Genomic DNA, 22,100 nt, shown 5'->3' with positions numbered 1-22,100 from the left:
CATCAATGACACTACATGGCTTTGATGAGGGCAGCTTTACACTGCCCTATCTTCTTGTTGGTTTAGACTAAATGTCGGTTCAGACTAAAACCAAGCCCTCTCGATTAAATCGAGCTTTGATCGAAGTCGTTGCCTTGATCAGTGCCAGTTTGAGAATCTGAATCGAAGCTTCCAGAGTCGTCCGTGAAGTCAACACCTTGATCTTGACCACCTGAACTTGTCCAGTCGCTGCCACCAGATTCCATACCCGCCATGTCCGGTTGCTGCTCTTGCGTAGAACCTTGCATGGTGTATTGATCATCGACCTCAACTTCAACAGAACCGCTCGCACCATCTATTGAACTACCCAAATCATCGTAACCTTGGAATTGAACCTCGCTAGTACCTTCGTACCCTTCTGGAAGTTCAACGGATACAGGCTGATCTAGGTTGCCACTGATTGTGAAGCTACCATCACCGTTATCCAGTGCGTTGCTCACAGTAGCGCCTTCAGGTAAGCCAGACATTTCCGCATAATCAACTGATTCGTTACCACTCACCTCATCTGGAATCGAGATAGAGATAGTATCGCCAGGTGCCGCAGTTACATCAGCAGCGCTGTCTTCCGTTTCAGCATCAGTATCTTGAGCTTGGTCATCAGCTTGTTGAGCCACTTCCACTGGCTGCTCTTCTGTTGCTTGAGCTGCTTGAACTTGTGGTTCATCACTTTGTACTGAATCATCGGCTACTTGGATGCTTAAACTGTGGCTTGATACTTCACCGCCGTCGTTGACTTCAACATTCATCGCTAAGTTGCCATCGAAGTCTTCGTTTGGCCAGTAGGTCCACTCACCTTCGCCAGATTCAGCAAAAAAGCCAGCATCGTTCGCGTCTGCAACATCTACAACTTGTGCAGAATCACTCACGCCTAACTCATCCACCAGCTGTGACTCGGTGATAGTTAGTGAACCATCATCAGCTAAGGCGTAACCTTCACTCGCCACTGCTTCATCACCACCTTGGATATCCACATTGAAGAAGCTTTCGATGCGATTTTCGCCATCGGTCGCGATAAACCCAACTTGAACATCGCCAGTGTAGTCTTCAGCAGGAGTGAATTGATAGTTACCTTGGTTATCGCTCTCAATTACGCCCTGACCTTCCATCAAGCTTACAGACTCAATACTTAAGCTATCGCCTTCTGCATCGCTCAGGTTCGATAACATGTCTTCATCAGTGAACGACAAGGTTGCATCCGCTGCGATTTCCGTCGTCGTGATGCTGTTAACTTCAGGTGCTGCATTCTCTTGCGAGTCGCCTTCTTTCACAACTACGCCAGTTTGCTCATCATGAAGTACGCCATCTTTGTCCACCACGTAAGCAATATCGGCTTCGCCAGTAAAGCCTGGTGCTGGTGTGAACGTCCAGGTGCCATCGCCATTATCGACAATCTCACCTTGGCTACGGTCGGCAAGATGAACCAGTTTCACTTCATCGTCGCTCTCAGCATCCACATTCTCAGCCAAACCGATTAGGTCGTCCGCCGTTAGGATGATGGCATCACCCGCTACGGTTTCGAAATCACCAGAATCGATGCCATCTTCAAACGCTTCCGGCTCATCTCCGTAATCAACCGTTGTTGCGCTTACGGTTACGAAGAACTCACCATGGAAGTCTTCAGGAGGCGTCATTTGAATATTAGAGATATCCCAGTCGAACAGGTCGATGTATTGACCCGGCTCGGTGATCATCACGGTATTCACGCCATCCGTTACCTCAAATCCAACAGGGAAACCTGTCATCACCAAGTTACTTAGCGTTTCTGAATCATCGACTAAGCCAACATTCAGCCCTAGGTGGCCAGTTTCATCTTCACCGAACACCAATGGACCGTCATGGTCAGTTGAAATAACCGCGCCATCAGCGACAGGACGTACGTATACAGGAACATCGAGAACCGTTTCAAACTCACCGTCACTCACGACAACTTGTAGGTCAGAAACTCCTGCAAAATCGCCTGTTGGTGTGAATGTCCAAGTACCATCACCGTTGTCCGTTACTTCCCCACCATCTTCACCGTCTGCGGTGATAATGCGAGAAACAACAAGGTCAGCGGTATCAATGTCACCGAACAAGTTCATCAAGTCGCCAGCATCGAAGGTGAACGCGCCATCTTCGTCTGTGGTCATCATTGCGTTACCGACGTTAAATGGTGCGTCGTTAACCGGAATGACATCCACATTCAGCGAGCCATCAACCACTTCTTCACCATCAGTTGCCTGATAACCTAGTTCTACCAAGCCATTGAAGTCTTGCGTAGTCACTAAGTGATACATGCCGTCTGGTTGCTGAGTTAAGGTCGCATTCGCTGGAGCACGAACCGTGATGCTTTCGATGCTGATCTCGTCGCCATCAAGGTCTGTGACTTGATCCGCGATGTAGGCTGGGTCAATCACCATGACCACATCTTCTTCACCTTGCATCTCAATCATTGGTGCTTCAGGTGCATCATTCACTGGCGTAACATCAATGTTACCGTCGACTGAAATTGTCTCTTGGCCATCGCTAACGTTAAATGTCATTGGCACATCGCCATTGAAATTTTCGTTTGGCGTAAATGACCAAGTACCATCTTCGTTGTCTAACAACTCACCCAAGCTAGGATCGATTTGTAGACCAGAAGCTGACAGCTCGTCTGCGGTGTTATCGATGTCGGTAGCTTGAGCTAACAACATATCTTGTGTGATAAGAATGGTGCTGTCTTCGGCTGTGGTTAGTTCCACTTCCTCAGATTCTGGCCCATCGTTCACAGCCAGAACTTCGATTCCTGCCGTTGTTGTTGCAGTTGCACCGTCATCATCGGTCACGACCACATCTAGGCTGATATCACCATTAAAGTTCTCGTTTGGCGTGAAGGTCACAGACCCATTATCGTTTTGAACCAAGGAGCCGTCAGAGCCTGAATAAGTCACGCTTTCAAGCGACACTTCACCGACCACATCGGAGCTATTAGCAATTAGCTGTTCAGGGCTGATTGTTATGGTGCCATCTTCGTTCATTTGGTAAGACGTTGCGCCTGCCACTGGAGCATCGTTAACGTCTGTTACCGTTACGTCGATGTTTGCATCAACCGTCTCAGTGCCATCAGACACTGTGAAGCCAAGATTTACATCGCCATTGAAGTTCTCGTTCGGAGCAAAGGTGTAAGTGCCATCGCCATTGTCGGTGAACACACCCTCTGCGCCAGTGTAAGACACATCCGCGATAGACAGGTCATCACCATCAATATCCGCAGCGCCTGCTAATAGGTCAGCGTCAGTGAAGATTAACGTACCATCTTCCTCAACGGTAAAGCTTTGGTCAGCAGCCGTTGGTAAGTCATTGACTGGGTTAACCGTTAGGTCAACGCCAGCTTGAACTGTTTCAAGGCCATCTGAGACATCGAAGCTTAGGTCAATGTCGCCATTGAAGTCCGGATCCGGTGTAATAGTAAATGAGCCATCATCGTTCGCCGTTACCGTCGCGTTATCACCTGCGGTTAGGTTCGCAGCGGTAAGGTCATCGCCGTCCACATCCGATGCTTGAGCAAGCAATTGTTCTTGGCTTAGCGTGATTGAACCATCTTCATCGACTGAGTAAGCCAAGTCACCTGATACTGGTGCGTCGTTGACTGCGATAACATCAATACCCGCGGTCGTTTGAGCAGTTGCACCGTCTTCATCTGCAACAGTTACATCTAGGCTAACATTGCCGTTGAAGTTTTCGTTTGGTGCGAAGCTGTAAGTGCCATCACCATTGTCAGTGAAGATACCGTCTGCGCCAGAGTAGGAAACGTCGCTAACAGATACATCACCTTCGATATCTGAGCTATTCGCAAGAAGCTGAGCATCAGAAATCGTGATAACGTTATCTTCATCAACGCTGTAGGCCGTTGAGCCTGCAACCGGTAGGTCATTAACGGCGATAACATCGATACCTGCGGTTGTTTCAGCTGTTGCGCCATCTTCATCCATCACAGAGACATCAAGACTGATATCACCGTTAAAGTTTTCGTTTGGAGCAAAGGTGTAAGTACCATCACCATTATCAGTGAACACACCATCGGTGCCGCTGTAGCTGACATCGCTGACAAACACTTCCCCTTCAACATCCGAGCTATTCGCCAGAAGTTGTGCATCACTTAGGGTAATGCTGCCGTCTTCTTCAACGCTGTAAGTTGTAGAACCTGCTACCGGTACGTCATTGATTGGAACCACTAGAACATCAATGTTCGCCGATACAACATCAGTGCCATCGCTGACATCGTAAGTTAGGTCGACGCTGCCATTGAAGTTCTCGTTTGGAGCGAAGGTGTATGTACCATCCCCGTTATCCGTGAACACACCGTCTGTGCCTTCGTAGTTAACAGATTCAACAGAAAGGTCATCACCGTCGATGTCTGTTGCACCAGCCAATAGTTGTTCATCGGTAAAGGTCAGCGAGCCATCTTCATTAATGGTGTAGTCGTGGTCGTAAATAACCGAAAGGTCGTTAACTGCTGTTACGGTCACGTCTAGTTCCGCTGGAGTAACCCCGCCGTTACCATCGTCCACGTTGTAGCTAATCGAGAATTCACCATTGAAGTTCTCTTCCGGTGTAATGGTGTAAGTACCATCACCATTGTCCGTGATAAGAGCGTTTTCAATTGAAACATCTCCAACACTTGGTTCGTTACCTCCCGTATCACCAGAATCATCACTTTCATCGCCGGTTAGCAATTCAGAGATATCAATGCCGTTTTCATTCGCGAGCGCTTCTTCTGCCGTTGGCAAGTCGAACGCATTTTGAGTGCCTACATCTTGGCTTGGAACAATAACGCCGTTCACGATATCGAATACATGCCAGTGGTCACCCGATGGGTTTTCAGATAAATCAGGGCTAAAGGTTTCAACCAATATATCGCCAACAAATACCTGAACTTGTACATCTTCAACACCATCTACATCCCAACTTCTGCTGGTGTAGTTGTGTACTGAATAGTGCATGTCCGCATCTTGGTAGTTTGGAATGGTGATGGTTTCAGGGCCGCCACCATTTGTGTCATCAACATCTTGTTGAACGACATTACCTTCACCGAGGTCGTGGCTCATATCGCGGTAGTAGATATGGTCTAGCTCATTGCCATTCTCTGTATCGTAGAGCCATAGGTGGTTGTCCATATCTCGTGGGCTTTCACCCCATGTGACCACGATACGCATATCTGTTTCTTCAAGCACTTCAGATATCGCGGTCACGCCACCATTGGTATCTTCACCTGCTGGTACAAGGAAACTGCTGGTAATAGAGCCTTCTTGTTCAATAGTTACGGTACCTTGGTCAACAACTGGACCACTCACAGAGTAGTGACCAGATTGGTCTGTCACAGTGGTGTATGAGTGACCGGCGTTATCGGTCATTGTGACGTCTGCACCAACGACTGGGCTACCCGTTTCAGCATCCAACACAGTACCAGTAACCGTCGTTTCATCGCCCTGCTCTCCGATAATTGCGGTCATGTCATCGTCTTCGATGTCAGTCGCGAATTGTAGGAGTTCTTCTTGAGTGATGGTGTACGAGCCGTCCTCTTCAATGGTTATTGCCACATCAGCAGAAACAATTGGCGCGTCGTTAACTGGGTCAACGGTCAAGCCTAAATTAGCAGCAATTGGTGTGTCGCCATCGCTGATGCTGTAGGCCACATCGATGTAGCCATTGAAATTTTCGCTTGGAGTGATTGAGAACGTACCGTCGCCATTGTCGACAATCGTTGCATCGTCACCCACTAAGGTTAAGTCGGAAGCGACAAGGTCATCGCCCTCAATATCAGCGGCATTCGCAAGTAGCTGCTCCTGCGTGATCGTGATGATGTTGTCTTCATCAACGTTCGCATAAACATCGTCGCTGGTTGGTAGGTCATTGATTGGGTTAACCGTTAGATCGGCGTTCGCCACAATCGATTCTGTACCATCAGAGATGTCAAAGCTTAGGTCGATATTACCGTTGAAGTCAGCATCTGGCGTTACAGTAAAGGTGCCATCGCCATTATCAACAACGGATGCATTATCGCCTGCGCTTAGGTTGCTTGCGGTCAGGTCATCGCCATCCACATCAGATGCTTGAGATAGCAACTGCTCTTGAGTCAGAGTAATAGAACCATCTTCATCAATGCTGTATGCCAAGTCACCCGATACTGGTGGATCGTTAATTGGAAGAACATCAATGCTTGCCGTCGTGGCCGTCGTTGCACCATCTTCATCAGTGACAACCACATCAAGGCTAACATCTCCGTCGAAGTTTGCGTTCGGCGCGAAGCTGAATGTGCCGTTACCGTTGTCAGTAAAGATACCGTCAGCGCCTGTGTAGTTAACGCTATCAATCGCCACTTCACCTTCGATATCAGAAGCGTTCGCCAACAGTTGATCTGAACTGATGGTGATAACTTCGTCTTCGTTGACTGAGTAACTGGTTGAACCCGCGATTGGTGGATCATTCACCTCAAGTACCGTTATTCCTGCGGTGGTAGCTTCAGTTGCACCGTCTTCATCGGTCACAACAACATCAAGGCTAACTTCGCCATTGAAGTTCTCGTTTGGAGAGAAGGTATAAGTGCCGTTACCGTTGTCTTCGAATACACCATCGCTACCGCTGTAAGCCACGCTATCAATCGCCACTTCACCTTCAATATCTGAAGAGTTGGCTAGTAGCTGTTCGTTACTGATCGTGATTGAGTTGTCTTCATGCACAGTGTAAGACGTGCTGCCCGCCACTGGTGGATCGTTCTCTGGCGTCACACTCACATCAATGTTGGCTTGAACCGTATCTGTGCCATCTGACACATCAAAACTGAAGTTCACATCACCATTGAAGTTTTCGTTTGGCGCAAAGCTATAGCTTCCGTCGCCATTGTCAGTAAGAACACCGTCGGCACCCGTGTATGTCACATCTTCTACCGCCAGGTCATCACCTTCAACATCCGTTGCACCGGTTAACAGGTCAGCGTCAGTAAAGTTAAGAACCCCATCTTCACCAATAGTGAATGCTTGGTCTTGTGGCTCTGGCGCGTCATTGACTGGTGTTACCGTCAAGTCTAGGCCAGCAGCGACCATCTCTTCCCCATCGGTGACATCGTAACTAAATTCGATATTACCGTTGAAGTTTTCACTCGGAGTAATGGTGAAGCTGCCATCGTCGTTCATTTCAACGGTCGCATTTTCGTCATTAGTGGTTAGGTTGATTGCTGATAGGTCATCACCATCAATGTCGACAGCGTGCTCTAGCAACTGCTCTTGAGTTAGCGTGATGCTGTTGTCTTCGGCCGTAACGGCACTGATATCACCATCAACTTCTGGCGCATCATTCGCTGGCGAGATATGAATCGTCACATCTTGCGTTGCCGTTGCGGTTGTTCCTGTATCAACATCCGTTGATGTCGCATTGACCGTTAGTACCACATCACCATTGAAATCACCTGAAGGGATAAACTCTAGCCCTGCAAGTTCTTCTGGCTGTAGAGACCACGTGCCATCGCCGTTGTCGGTACCTGCAGAAAGCGAACTTCCCTCTGGTACATCTTCAATCAAGATAGCGAGGTTTTCTGAGCCATCGGTATCGGTTAACGCCGCATCAATATCCAGTGGTACTGGCGTATCTTCGGTACCAATAATTTGGTAATCCGCATCCGACACTGTGATTTCAATGTTATCGATGCCAAACGACTCATCACTCACACCTTGGTTCAAGGTTGAACCGAAGCCTAACTCAAGTTGGCCATCTTCGACTGGTACCGTTAGGTTGATTTGGTGTGCTTGGTCGTTCCAACCACTGAAGCCTTCACCTTGCGACAGGCCGTGGACGACCTCACCCACTTCATTGCCAGCTGAGTCATACAGTGTTGTTGTGCCGTCTTGAGTCTGGAACGCTGAATTATCTAATGTAGTCAGCTCTTCACCGCCAACAAAGATTTGGAAGGACTCACCATCCCAAGAGTCGATTTCGTAGAAGCTGAACGAGATATTAACTTCGCTCACATCACTTGGAATATCGTAAGTTTTAATTACCGCTTCATCGCCGCCCGTGCCACCGATACGACCTAGCATGTCACCCGATTCGAAGCCTTGTGAGCTTTCTGTGCCCGTATTCCAACCATTCGAGCCGGACTCGAAGTTATCAGAAGCAATGACCAAGTCAGACGCAATCGACAGCTCTGGCATATCAGCCACAGATTGAACATCAATCGTCGCTTCTGCAGGTACCGTTGCCGTACCGTCATTCACATCGAACGTCACATTCACATTGCCATCGAAGTTTTCATTCGGTGCGAATGTGTAAGTACCGTCGCCGTTATCAACCAAAGTACCGCTATCTGAAGCAACATTTTCAACCGATAAGTTATCGCCATCAATGTCGCCCGCATTTTGCAGCAGTTGCTCTTCTGTGAAGGTAAAGCTGGTGTCTTCTTGAGTCACAAATTGTGGCTCACCGACTGTTGGCAAGTCATTAACTGGGTTAACCGTTAGGTCTGCCGTTGCTTGAATCGTCGCATCACCATCGGTAATGTCGAAGTTCAAATCAATGTCGCCATTGAAGTTCGCATCTGGCGTGATAGTGAAACTACCGTCATCGTTTGCAGTGACGCTCGCATCACCACCAACGGTTAGGTTAGCCGCTGTTAAGTCATCGCCATCAACATCGCTGGCTTGAGCAAGTAATTGCTCTTGGCTGATTGTGATTGAACCATCTTCATCAACGCTGTATGCCAAGTCACCCGATACCGGAGCATCGTTAACAGGCAGAACATCAATGCTTGCGCTGGTCGCTACAGTTGCGCCATCTTCATCAGTGACAACTACATCAAGGCTGACATCACCGTCGAAGTTAGCGTTTGGTGCGAAGCTGAATGTGCCATCGCCATTGTCGGTAAAGATACCATCTGAGCCGGTGTAGTTAACGCTATCAATCGCCACTTCACCTTCGATATCAGAAGCGTTCGCCAACAGTTGCTCTGAACTGATGGTGATAACTTCGTCTTCGTTGACTGAGTAACTGGTTGAACCCGCGATTGGTGGATCGTTAACCTCAAGAACCGTTATTCCGGCGGTGGTCGCTTCAGTTGCACCGTCTTCATCGGTCACAACAACATCTAGGCTAACTTCGCCATTGAAGTTCTCGTTTGGCGAGAAGGTATAAGTGCCGTTACCGTTGTCTTCAAATACACCATCGGCACCGCTGTAAGCCACGCTATCAATCGCCACTTCACCTTCAATATCTGAAGAGTTTGCTAACAGCTGCTCATTGCTGATGGTGATTGAGTTGTCTTCATGAACCGTGTAAGACGTGCTGCCTGCAACAGGTGGATCATTCTCTGGCGTTACGCTGACATCAATGTTGGCTTGAACCGTATCTGTGCCATCTGACACATCAAAACTGAAGTTCACATCACCATTGAAGTTTTCGTTTGGCGCAAAGCTGTAGCTTCCGTCACCATTATCAGTAAGAACACCGTCGGCACCTGTGTAAGTGACGCCTTCAACCGATAGGTCATCCCCATCAATGTCAGTCGCACCTGTCAGTAAGTCTTCATCAGTGAAGTTCAAGACGCCGTCTTCGCCAATACTGAACGTTTGATCTTGAGGTTGTGGAAGGTCATTAACTGGATTAACAGTTAGGTCAGCTGTCGCAACAAGCGTATCTGCACCGTCATTAATGTCGAACGTTAGGTCAATGTCACCATTGAAGTTCGCATCTGGCATAATGGTAAAGCTGCCGTCATCGTTTGCAGTGACAGTCGCATCTCCATCAACAATCAAGTTAGAAGCAGTAAGGTCGTCTCCTTCAACATCACTTGCTTGAGCCAGAAGCTGCTCTTGGCTGATGGTAATCGAACCATCTTCATCGACGCTGTACGCTAGGTCTCCGGATACTGGTACATCGTTGATTGGTAATACATCAACCGTAATAAAAGTATCAACTTGCGCACCGTCTTCATCTTGAATGGTCACATCCAGCTGTACTTGGCCGTTGAAGTTTTCATTCGGTGCGAAGCTACATGTGCCATCACCATTGATTGAGAAGATTCCGTCAGGGCCGTCGTAGTTGATCTCAACGAGTTGTACGTCACCTTCAATATCAGAGGCATTCAGCAGAACTTGAGACTCATTAAAGGTCAGTACCGAGTCTTCATCGATAGTGTATGACGTTGAGCCAGCAACTGGCGGATCGTTCACTTCTAGAACCGTAATGCCTGCACTAGTCGATACGGCTGCATCATCTTCATCCACAACAACCACATCGAGGCTAACTTCGCCATTGAAGTTCTCGTTTGGAGAGAAGGTGTATGTGCCGTTACCGTTGATTTCGAGAACACCGTCACTACCACTGTAGGTCACGCTATCAATCGCGACTTCCCCTTCAATATCTGAAGAGTTTGCTAACAGCTGCTCATTGCTGATCGTGATGGAGTTGTCTTCATGAACTGTGTAAGACGTGCTACCTGCCACTGGTGGATCGTTCTCTGGCGTTACGCTCACATCAATGTTGGCTTGAACCGTGTCCGTACCATCTGACACATCAAAACTGAAGTTCACGTCACCATTGAAGTTCTCGTTTGGCGCAAAGCTATATGTGCCATCGCCATTATCGGTTAGGACACCGTCGGCACCTGTGTAAGTAACGCCTTCGACGCTTAGGTCGTCCCCTTCAATGTCCGTAGCACCCGTTAATAGATCTTGGTCTGTGAAGGTTAATACACCATCTTCATTGACGGTGAACGCTTGGTCTTGTGCTTCTGGACCGTCATTCACTGGTGAAACGGTTAGCTCAAGGTTGGTAGAGACAACATCATCACCATCAGAAACATCAAACGTAAAGCTAACATCACCGTTGAAATCAGCATCTGGCGTTAATGTGTACGTACCATCACCGTTATCGGTAATCGTAACGCTCTCATCATCGGTTGCTAAATTCAGAGCGGTCAGCTGGTCGCCATCTAAATCGCGAGCATTAACTAACAAGTCTTCTTGCGTAATGGTGATCGAACCATCTTCTTCTACTGTTGCTGCAACAGGCTGTGCTTCAGGAGCATGCTCGACGTGTGCGCCTGTCGCGTTAATGTAGATGGTTTGAGAGACCGTTTCAGAATCATCATTCGATAGCTCTGTTGCGGTTGCGGTTACATGAACTTCAAGCTGCTCGTTGAAGTCTTCTGGTAACTGGATTTGTAGAGCATTTTCGATTGCGGTTGTTGGTAAGTTCACCGTACCATCAGGGCCAACCGTCACTTCACCGCTGTAGATTTGGCTGTTCACTTCACCCACATCGATTGTGAAGTTGAAGTCCGTGTAATCAGCGTCACCACCGCCATACAAATCTTCAAAGCCGTAAACCAGCTCGCCGTCTTCATTAACCGTCGTACGAGTGTGTTCGATACCATCTTGGTTTAGCTGAGAGCTTGAACCACCATGGAAGATCGCGTCACCATTCTGGCCTTGAATCACTGTTTCGGTGCCATCGGCAGCAACAAACACAAGTTGAGGATCAACCGTATCCATGCTTGCAGGCGAACCATCCTCAGCACGGAACTCATACTGACCGTCTTGCATTGTGTCAAAGTCGTTGTGCTGATGTCCGTTTGGAATCAAGAACAGGTTGAAGCTTTCACCTTCTGCAACTTGGAAGCTGAATTGATCTTGCCCAGGAACAAGGTCACCACCGCCATCAACTTGTGATGCGTTTTCATAAACGACTTCAACACCCGTGATGTTACCGTCTTCGTCAACTTTGTAGTAACCCGCGGTGTTTTGGTAACCTGCGGTTTCACCTTCAAACGTTACAGTGATTTCAGTATCGTTGTAACTGGTGATACCGTTATCTTGGTCATTCAGAACGCCTTCGTTATCGTATTGGATGACAGAACCTTCCGGCACACCATCAACCGTTACAGTCAGTGTTTCTGATAGATCTTGGTCGACAAGCGCCGCTGCAATGTTCAGTTCAACAATGCCGCCAGGCTCAACCAAAATAGCTTCATCATCAACGTTAACGCCGTCGCCATCGGTAATCACAAGATCTGGCGCATCCGCGACCGCTTCAATATGAACGTTAAGGTCTTTCTCTACCTCGTCAGTTCCGTCGGTAACCGTAAAACTGAACTGTAGGTCACCACTAAAGTGCTCTTCAGGAACGAAGCTGAACGTGCCATCGCCGTTATCGGTGACTGTGCCTTCATCGCCAGAATAATTGATACTGGTAACGCTTAAGTCATCACCATCAATATCAATCGCACCACTCAACAGATCTTCTTGAGTGAAGAGAATGCTGCCATCCTCTTCAATGTGATACATACCTGGAGCAACAATTGGAATGTCATTCACCGGATTAACGGTCAATGTCATGTCATTAGGTGTGCTTAGCTCTCCGTCACTTACCTCATAAGTAAATGCAATATCACCGTTGAAGTTTTCAGAAGGTGTTACTGTGTAAGTACCATCACCATTGTCTACAATGCTGGCATTTGGATCGTTGGTTTCGAGCGAAGTAGCAAACAACTCATCGCCATCTTGATCACTCGCGTTTTCTAATAGCATTTCTTGTGTAACGAGGATTGATCCATCTTCGTCGACATCCGCAACCATCGGAGTCGCTTCTGGTGCATCGTTGACGAACTCAACTTTTAGGTCGATGTTTGCAGCCACCACGTCGGTGCCGTCACTCACATCAAACGTTAAGTCTACATTGCCGAAGAAGCCCTGCTCTGGCGTTAATGTGTATGTTCCATCGCCATTGTCTGTTACTTCTACCGTGTCGCTTGCACTCGTCACATTCATAACTGACAGGTCATCGCCTTCAACGTCTGTCGCTTGTGCTAATAACTCAGCTTCGGTAATAGTGATCGCTTGACCATCTTCCGTAGTGAAAGACATGTCTGGAACGTCTGGCGCGTCATTGACTGGATTTACGGTTAGATTGAGGTCAGCTGCAACAGTTTCGATTGCGTCAGTGACATCGTAAGTAAATTCAATCTCACCAAAGAAATCTTCACTTGGTGTAATCGTGAAGCTACCGTCCGAGTTTTCTACGATAACCGCATTTGGATCGTTGGTTGCTAAGTTAACGGCTTCAAGGTTATCACCATCAACATCGGTTGCATTCGATAACAGATCCTCTTGAGTAATAGTGATTGAACCATCTTCATCAACAGCGGCTTCAATTGGGCCACTAACCTCTGGGCCTTCGTTGACGATCTCAACGTCGACTGTTGCAGTGCTTGGCGCGCTTGCTTGACCATCACTGATATCGAAAGTCAGATTCACTTCACCAGAGAAGTTCTCTGTAGGCTCGAAAGTGAACGTGTTATCGCCATTATCCGTTAATGTACCTTGCGTTGGGTCTGCAAGTAGTAGGTTTTCAACATGAAGAATGTCGCCATCAACATCGGTCGCACCAGACAATAGATCTTTTGCTTCGATGATTATGGAGCCGTTTTCAAGCATTTGAGTGTGTAGCGGCTCACCTGGAACAGGAATATCGTTGACTGGTATAACTGTTAGGTCTAGGTGTGTTGCTACTTCATCGGTGCCATCAAAGACTTTGTAATCGATATCGATTTCGCCATTGAAGTTTTCATTCGGCATGAAGGTAAATGTGCCATCGCCGTTATCGACCAAGTCACCGTTATCACCACCATAAGTGATGTCAGAAATAGACAGCGTATCGCCTTCCACATCAGTGGTGTTCGCTAACAAGTCATCCGCACTAAACGTGATACCTTCATCTTCATCTGTCAACAGAACAATCGGGCCAGAAACGATTGGTGCATCATTCACCGACTCGAAGTTAATATTGATGATGTTGCTGTCTGTCAGCTCCCCATCGGTAACTTGATAACCCAGTTCGATTTCACCGTGGAAGTTTTCATCCGGTGTTACCGTCCAAGTACCATCACCATTATCGGTGAGTGTTGCATGCTCTGAGTTTTCACCCACCAGCTCGAGATTTTGAATATCAAGATCGTCGCCATCAATATCAGAGGCTTGAGCCAATAATTGTTCTTCAGTAATCACAACAGAAGCAAACTGTGCTGAACCTTCTGTATCGATAGTGATATTAGGAAGATCAGCCGTTAGCTCAATTTCGTTGTCACCCGCATGGATATTCAGCTCTATCGTTTCAGTAATTTCAGAACCGTCTACACCAATCGATGTGAACACGGCTTCATCATGAGCAGTTTGAGAAACTGTCATATTTTGAACAACATAGGTTCCGTTACCTTGCACGGTACCAAGTTCAAAGTAAGACACAGGTTCAGAAACAGTAAGCGTGTAATCAGTCTCGTAACCACCACGATCTTCTTTGTGGTAAGTCATCGAGTCAATTAGGTCGCCATCCTCATTGAATGCTTTGATTTCTACTTCTGTAAAGTGACGTGACTCTTCCATGAACCAACCACCTAAACCATCTAGGTGGAAACTGATTTCATTGATGTCTTGGCCTTCAACTGAAACTGTCAGTTTCTCATCACCACTCAACCCTTGGCGGTCTGTATCACCAAGGCCATGACCAATGTGTGTATTGCCATTCCAAGCGCCAAGTGGATCATCGTTGCTTTGAACCGTTACCGTTAAGTCGCCATCCGAGAACTCACGAGTATAAGGGTCAACTTCTGTACCCCAGTCATCCACACTCGCGTTATCGTCAAACGTACCGATTTGTGTAGTGTGTGTGCCTTCAGCCAGAGCATCTTCACTTGGAACAAAGCGCACTTCTGTATCTGCAGGAACTTCTTGTCCTACTTCCAGTACCACCCATTCATCATTGACATTCGCTTCAATAATGCCGTTTTCTGGCGCTTGGTCTAAACGCAGTGCGGGCTCTTCACGAAGAGTCACACCAACTGTTTGGTCTTCTTGCGCTTGGATGAAGATTTCATCGCCCGCTTCCGGCGCATCGTTGACAGGGTTAACCGTCAAGTCGAGTGTTGTCAGAACTTCATTGTCACCATCACTGATACTGTATGTGAAGTCCAACTCACCATTGAAGTTTTCTGTGTGCGTAATGGTGAATGAACCGTCGTCATTCGCAACAATTGTCGCATCTGGATCGTTGGTTTGTAGGTTAGTTGCCGTTAACTCATCACCTTCAACATCGGTTGCGTTTGCAAGTAACTGCTCTTGAGTAATGGTAATTGAATTATCTTCGTCTACCTCAGCCTGAATGCCCGAAGTTTCAGGTCCATCATTCACAGCAATAACATCGATACCAGCGGTTGTTGTTGCGGTTGCACCGTCTTCATCAACGACAACTACGTCTAGTGAAATATCACCATCGAAGTTTTCATTTGGCGTGAAGGTGTAGGTGCCATTACCGTTATCAACGAACGAACCGTCGTCACCAGCGTAAGTAACGCTCGATAGAGCAACATCACCCTCTACATCTGAAGAGTTCGCTAATAACTGCTCATCACTGATGGTGATTTGGCCATCTTCTTGAACTGTGTAAGACGTTGAGCCCGCAACTGGTGGATCATTCTCAGGCGTTACACTGACATCAATAACAGCAGCCGTTGAGCCTGTGCCATCAGAAACATCGAATGAGAATTGAACATCGCCATTGAAGTTCTCGTTTGGTGCAAAGCTATATGTGCCGTCACCATTGTCACTCAGAACGCCGTCTGCACCTGTATAGAGCACGTTTTCAATCGACAGTTCATCACCATCAATATCCGACGCACCTGCAAGCAGATCAGCATCGGTGAAGAGTAACGTACCGTCTTCTTCAATCGTGAACTGTTGATCTTGCGCTTGTGGCAAGTCATTCAGTGGATTAACTGTGATATCTAGGCCAACTTGAACCTCACCACCATCGTTATCGATGATATCGAAGTTCAGGTCTAGGTCACCGTTGTAGTCTGCGTCTGGTGTAATGGTGTAGCTGCCATCGTCGTTTTGTTGGATGGTCGCGTTTTCGTCGTTCGACAGGTTAATAGCTTCTAGGTTTTCGCTATCAATATCTCCGGCACGTGCTAGCAATTGCTCTTGGCTTAGCGTGATGGAGCTGTCTTCATTGATGGTGTAAGCCAAATCGCCCGATACTGGCGCATCATTGATTGGCAATACATCAACGTTAATCTGTGTTTCAACGGTTGCGCCATCTTCATCTTGAATGGTCACACCCAGTTGAACCTGACCATTGAAGTTTTCATTGGGTGCAAAGCTGCATGTACCATCACCATTTACAGTGAAGATACCGTCTGAACCATCGTAGTTAATGCCGACTAACTCTACATCGCCTTCTACATCCGAAGCATTCACAAGAATCTGAGATTCGCTGAATGTCAGTACCGAATCTTCGTCAATGGTGTATGACGTTGGGCCCGCAACCGGTGGATCATTCACCTCTAGAACGGTAATGCCCGCAGTGGTTTCATCAATCGAACCGTCTTCATCGGCAACAATCAAATCAAGGCTGATATCGCCACTGAAGTTTTCATTAGGAAGGAAGGTGTAACTGCCGTCACCATTATCTTGGAACACACCATCGGTGCCACTGTAGGTCACGCTATCAACCGATACCGCACCTTCAACGTCAGAAGAGTTTGCTAACAATTGCTCATCAGAAATGGTGATGGCGTTGTCTTCGTTGACCATGTACGAGGTTGAACCCGCAACGGGTGGATCGTTCTCAGGCGTCACAGTCACATCAATGTTAGCGCTGACCGTTTCTGTACCATCAGACACATCGAAACTGAAGTTCACATCACCATTGAAGTTTTCATTTGGCGCAAAGGTATAAGTACCATCACCGTGATCGGTCAATACGCCATCGCCACCTGTATAGCTAATACCTTCAACGGTTAAGTCATCGCCATCAATATCGGTGGCACCAGTAAGTAGATCGGCATCTGTAAATTGCAGAGTGCCATCTTCTTCAATGCTGAATTGTTGATCTTGAGGAACTGGTAAGTCATTAACTGGATTAACTGTAAGATCGGCGGTTGCTTGAAGTGTGTCAGTACCATCAGTAATGTTGAATTGAATATCAATGTCGCCATTGAAGTTCGCTTCTGGAACTATGGTAAAGCTACCATCATCATTGGCGGTTACTGTTGCGTTGCCATCTACCGTTAAGTCGCTCGCGGTTAGGTCTTCGCCTTCAACATCGGACGCTTGCGATAACAGTTGCTCTTGGCTCAATGTAATTGAACCATCTTCGTTAACGTTGTAAGCCAAATCACCCGATACTGGCGCATCATTGATTGGCAATACGTCAACATTGATGACGGTTTCAACTTCTGCACCGTCTTCATCACGTACGGTCACATCAAGCTGAACTTGGCCATTAAAGTTCTCATTCGGAGCGAAGCTGCAAGTACCATCGCCATTTATCGAGAAGATACCGTCAGGGCCATCGTAGCTAATACTAACAAGCTCAACATCCCCTTCTACATCAGAGGCATTAAGCAATACTTGAGACTCATTAAAGGTCAGTACTGAGTCTTCATCAATGGTGTATGACGTTGGGCCTGCAACTGGCGGATCGTTCACTTCAAGAACATTGATGCCTGCAGTTGTCGCATCGGTTGCACCTTCTTCATCGGCAACCACTACATCTAGAGCGATTTCACCATTGAAGTTCTCGTTTGGTGAGAAGGTGTAAGTGCCATTACCGTTGATTTCAAGGACACCATCGCTACCCGAGTAAGTCACGCTGTCTATCGATACATCACCTTCGATGTCTGAAGATGTTGCCAATAGTTGTGCATCAGAAATGGTAATCGAATTGTCTTCATTCACCGTGTAAGACGTTGAACCCGCAACTGGCGGATCGTTCTCTGGAGTCACGCTAACATCAATGTTTGCAGATACGGTATCGGTACCATCAGACACATCGAAGCTAAAATTAACCTCACCATTAAAGTTTTCATTTGGCGCAAAGCTGTATGAGCCGTCACCATGGTCTGTTAGTACGCCATCAGTCCCTTCATAACTGATGCCTTCAACGGTTAAATCATCACCTTCAATATCGGTTGCGCCTGTAAGCAGGTCTGAATCGGTAAATTGTAGAGTTCCATCTTCTTCAACGCTGAACTGTTGATCTTGTGGAACTGGTAGGTCGTTTACTGGATTAACCGTAAGGTCTGCAGATGCTTGAACCGTATTGGTACCATCTGAGATATCAAAGCTGATATCGATATCGCCATTGAAGTTCTCATCTGGCGTGATAGTGAAACTGCCATCGTCGTTTTGAGTAACCGTTGCATCACCTCCAACCGTTAGGCTGCTTGCTGTTAGGTCATCGCCTTCCACGTCAGATGCTTGAGAAAGCAGTTGCTCTTGGCTTAGACGGATAGAGCCGTCTTCGTCGACTGAGTATGCTAAGTCGCCAGATACTGGTGCATCATCAACGGCTGTTACGCTTACGTCGATGTTTGCAGAGACCGTATCGGTACCATCAGATACATCAAAACCGAAGTTCACGTCGCCATTGAAGTTCTCGTTTGGCGCAAAGGTGTATGTGCCATTACCGTTGTCGGTAAGAATGCCGTCGCCACCATCGTAGGTCACACCTTCTACCGTTAAGTTGTCACCTTCAATATCGGTGGCGCCTGTTAATAGGTCTGCGTCAGTGAAGATAAGTGTGCCATCTTCTTCAACGCTGAATTGTTGATCTTGAGGCACTGGTAGGTCGTTAACTGGATTAACCGTAAGGTCTGCTGAAGCTTGAACTGTGTTGCTACCATCTGAGATATCGAAGCTGATATCGATGTCGCCATTGAAGTTCTCATCTGGCGTGATGGTAAAGCTGCCATCGTCGTTTTGAGTAACGGTTGCATCACCGCCGACCGTTAGGCTGCTGGCTGTAAGGTCATCGCCTTCTACATCAGATGCTTGAGAAAGCAGTTGCTCTTGGCTTAGACGAATCGAACCATCTTCATCGACTGAGTAAGCTAAATCGCCAGAAACTGGTGCATCATCAACCGCGGTTACGCTCACATCAATGTTCGCTGATACGGTATCCGTACCATCGGACACATCGAAACCGAAGTTTACATCGCCATTGAAGTTCTCGTTTGGCGCAAAGGTGTACGTGCCGTTACCGTTGTCGGTAAGAATGCCGTCGCCACCATCGTAAGTAACACCTTCAACAGTTAAGTTGTCGCCTTCAATGTCTGTAGCACCTGTTAACAGGTCTGCATCAGTGAAGATGAGTGTGCCGTCTTCTTCTATTTCAAACGTTTTATCTTCTGGTACAGGCGCGTCATTAATAGGACGAACCGTTAAATCAATTGCGCTGCTTACAGTTTCTTGGCCGTCGCTGATATCAAAAGTTAGATCAAGTTCGCCGTTAAAATCTGCAGAAGGAACAACCGTGAAAGTACCATCACCATTATCTTGAACCGTTGCATCTGCGCCAACTTGAACGTTAGAAGCAACCAGTTCATCGCCATCAACATCACTTGCGTATTCGAGTAATTGTTCTTGAGTGAATGTTATCGAGCCATCTTCATCCATGATGTATGCCAGATCTTGTTCTACTTCTGGCGCATCATTTTCACTTTCTACTTGGATTTTGAACGTTTCGCTTACTGTTTCAGAATCAAAGTCATCCTCTACTTCACTGATGGTCTCTTCATCTGAAGCTTGAACATCAACGGCAAATGTCTCTTCGACTGTCTGTGAATCGAGGTCATCACCGACTTGTTGCTCACCCGATTCAGAAGATGTAGAACTCGGCGCTGCTGAGGTACGTGCAGCTTGGCCTTGTTCTTCATTACCTTCAGCATCTGCTCCACCTGTCGCAGACTCTGCGTTATCGCCACCTACGGCTTGAGCGCCAGCACCGGCTCCGCCACCACTGCCAGCAGCATTCTCTGCGCCCGCTTCAGAGGCCGCACCACCGACTACATTAGATTGAGCTGCGTCTGAACCTCCATTGCTTTCTGGCGTCTCTTCTTGAACAGCCGCACTAGAAGCCGATGCTTCTTCCGCATTACCTGCACCACTTGGATTGTCTTCCAACGCTTGGTTTACTTCGTCTGCTGCATCCGTATTTTCAGCACCCGTCGCTACCGTCGACGCAATCGTGTTCTGTTGATTTTGTTGATTCTGCTGTTGGGAGGGCGTACCCGCGTCATTCGTATCCGTCTGTTCTACTGCGTCATTGAGATCTTCATTTTGGTTATTTTGGTTATTTTCGCCTGCCATTACAGCCTCCGTTGCTACTAGCTAACTGATCGTATTTAAATGCATTAAAGGACACCATTTTGGAAAACCAAGTTTTTATACAACTTTTTTCATATTTTTCTTTTTATTCATAAAGAATCAAAAAAAAGTTGAAAACTACCTTTAAAGATCCTTAGTTATTGTGATTAAAGCAATTAAGGCAGTGGGATGATGATAGACATAGCGAACTTGTTGCGTTCAATCGACAACAACCACAAAGGGCTGCAATTGCTTTTAGGCGACTTTTATAAGGATTTTTCGAACGCACCAATGAACATAGAGATGCTTCATAAAGGGAATCGTTTTGACGAACTCAACAGCTACTCTAAAAAACTAAAGACCATCTTGACGTTGTTATGTGACCAAGATCTGCCGCCAAAAATGGCCAAGTTAGAACATTTAAGCAGACACGAGTTCCCGGCTCCGGAAGAGCTTTTAGAAGATGTGAAAACTGAGCTACAAAACGTCAATAGACAAATTAATCACTTGCTGGATATTAAGGAAGTTGTAGATGACGAGTCATCGAGGTAGGTCATGAGCAATAACCAAATAGAGCATCACCTCAGAAAAGCGCTCGTTTCTAACAACGAGGCTTCCAAGGTCACAGCAGATGACACCATCGTGCTCGCAAGTGCGATGACCAGCGTTCACAAGACGTTGCTCATCATCTTCCTACTCGCTTTGGTGGCTATCGCTGTGGCGTCACAAGCGCGCATCGACATTGTTGTTTCTGTACGTGGTGAACTGCTATTGGAATCCGATGTCGAGAAAGTTCAGCACCTAGAAGGCGGTATTTTAGAAGAGCTGTTAGTTAGAAAAGGGGAAGTTGTTTATGAAGGTCAACCTATTGCGCGAATCCGCTCACTCGACCGTAACACCCAACTCGATACAGTGAACACTGAAATCATTCAGCTGGAACTCGATAAAATTCGTTATGAAAGCTTGCGTGACATGGTCGAACCAAACTTTGCTTCTTACATCGAAAAGTACCCAGAACAAGTTCAGGTCAACATGAATACGTGGCAGCAAGAGTTCTCGAAAAACCGCTCCAACGAAGAGCTGATCACTCACGATATTAAACACAAAAACTCTCTGATTGGATCAATGCTAAAGCGTCGTAAAAGCTCAGAGAACCAACTATCGCTCATTCGCAAACAACTCAACATCAAAAACACGCTTTATAAAGAAGAGATGGCGTCCTATGTCGACGTGTTAAATATGCAAGTACAAGAATCCAATATGGTTCGAGAGATTGAGAACCTTGATGAGTCGGTCATGAACGAACGCTTTCAACTCGACAAACTGGAAAAACAACACCGTGATTTGGTTGAGAACCGTAACTCTGAGTACCAAGCACAAATCATTCAGGCCAATAAAGACCTCAAACTAAAACGGATCTTACAACCTCAACATTCAGATAAGGTTGATCGCCTAATCGTCTACTCTCCGGTGGATGGTGTAGTCGACAAATTACACTTCAACTTCCGCTCTGCGGTAATACCTCCAGGAGAGAGCATCGCTGATATTGCACCAATCAATAACTCTCTACACGGTGAAGCCAAGATCCCACGTAAAGACATGGGCTTCGTTGAAATTGGTCAGGCGGTCAAAGTAAAAATGGACACCTATAACTTTGCAAAATATGGATTTGTTGAGGGAACCATCGCATCAATCAGCCGTTCATCATACGAAGAAGAGGACGCCGAATTCTATTTAGCAGAGATTGAAATTGACCGAAACTTTCTTGAACGAGGAGGCACTCAATACAAGTTATCACCGTATATGGAATTTACCGCCGATGTGAAAACAGGCTCGCGTCGTGTGATCGAATACGCAGCGAAGCCAGTGATGTCTGCCATCGAAGATGCATTCGATGAGAGGTAATCA

At 46.9% G+C, this 22,100-nt stretch carries 3 protein-coding genes; 2 read left to right on the top strand and 1 reads right to left on the bottom strand.

The features are described from left to right. Nucleotides 1-104: 104 nt before the first annotated feature. On the bottom strand, nt 105-20,195 hold the full coding sequence (locus OCV44_RS20105) for a tandem-95 repeat protein (RefSeq protein ID WP_139684946.1): 20,091 nt from the start codon (nt 20,193-20,195) through the stop codon (nt 105-107). 186 nt (nt 20,196-20,381) lie between these two features. Here OCV44_RS20105 and OCV44_RS20100 point away from each other — a divergent pair, with 186 nt between their 5' ends. Further along, on the top strand, nt 20,382-20,744 hold the full coding sequence (locus OCV44_RS20100) for a hypothetical protein (RefSeq protein ID WP_139684945.1): 363 nt from the start codon (nt 20,382-20,384) through the stop codon (nt 20,742-20,744). A gap of 3 nt (nt 20,745-20,747) precedes the next feature. Further along, on the top strand, nt 20,748-22,097 hold the full coding sequence (locus OCV44_RS20095; protein ID WP_086051044.1) for an HlyD family type I secretion periplasmic adaptor subunit: 1,350 nt from the start codon (nt 20,748-20,750) through the stop codon (nt 22,095-22,097). The last annotated feature ends 3 nt before the right edge of the window (nt 22,098-22,100 follow it).

Source organism: Vibrio tasmaniensis (assembly GCF_024347635.1).
GTDB classification, from domain to species: Bacteria; Pseudomonadota; Gammaproteobacteria; order Enterobacterales; family Vibrionaceae; genus Vibrio; species Vibrio tasmaniensis.
Note: the sequence above shows the minus strand (reverse complement) of the source record. Positions and strands in the feature narration are given on the sequence as shown.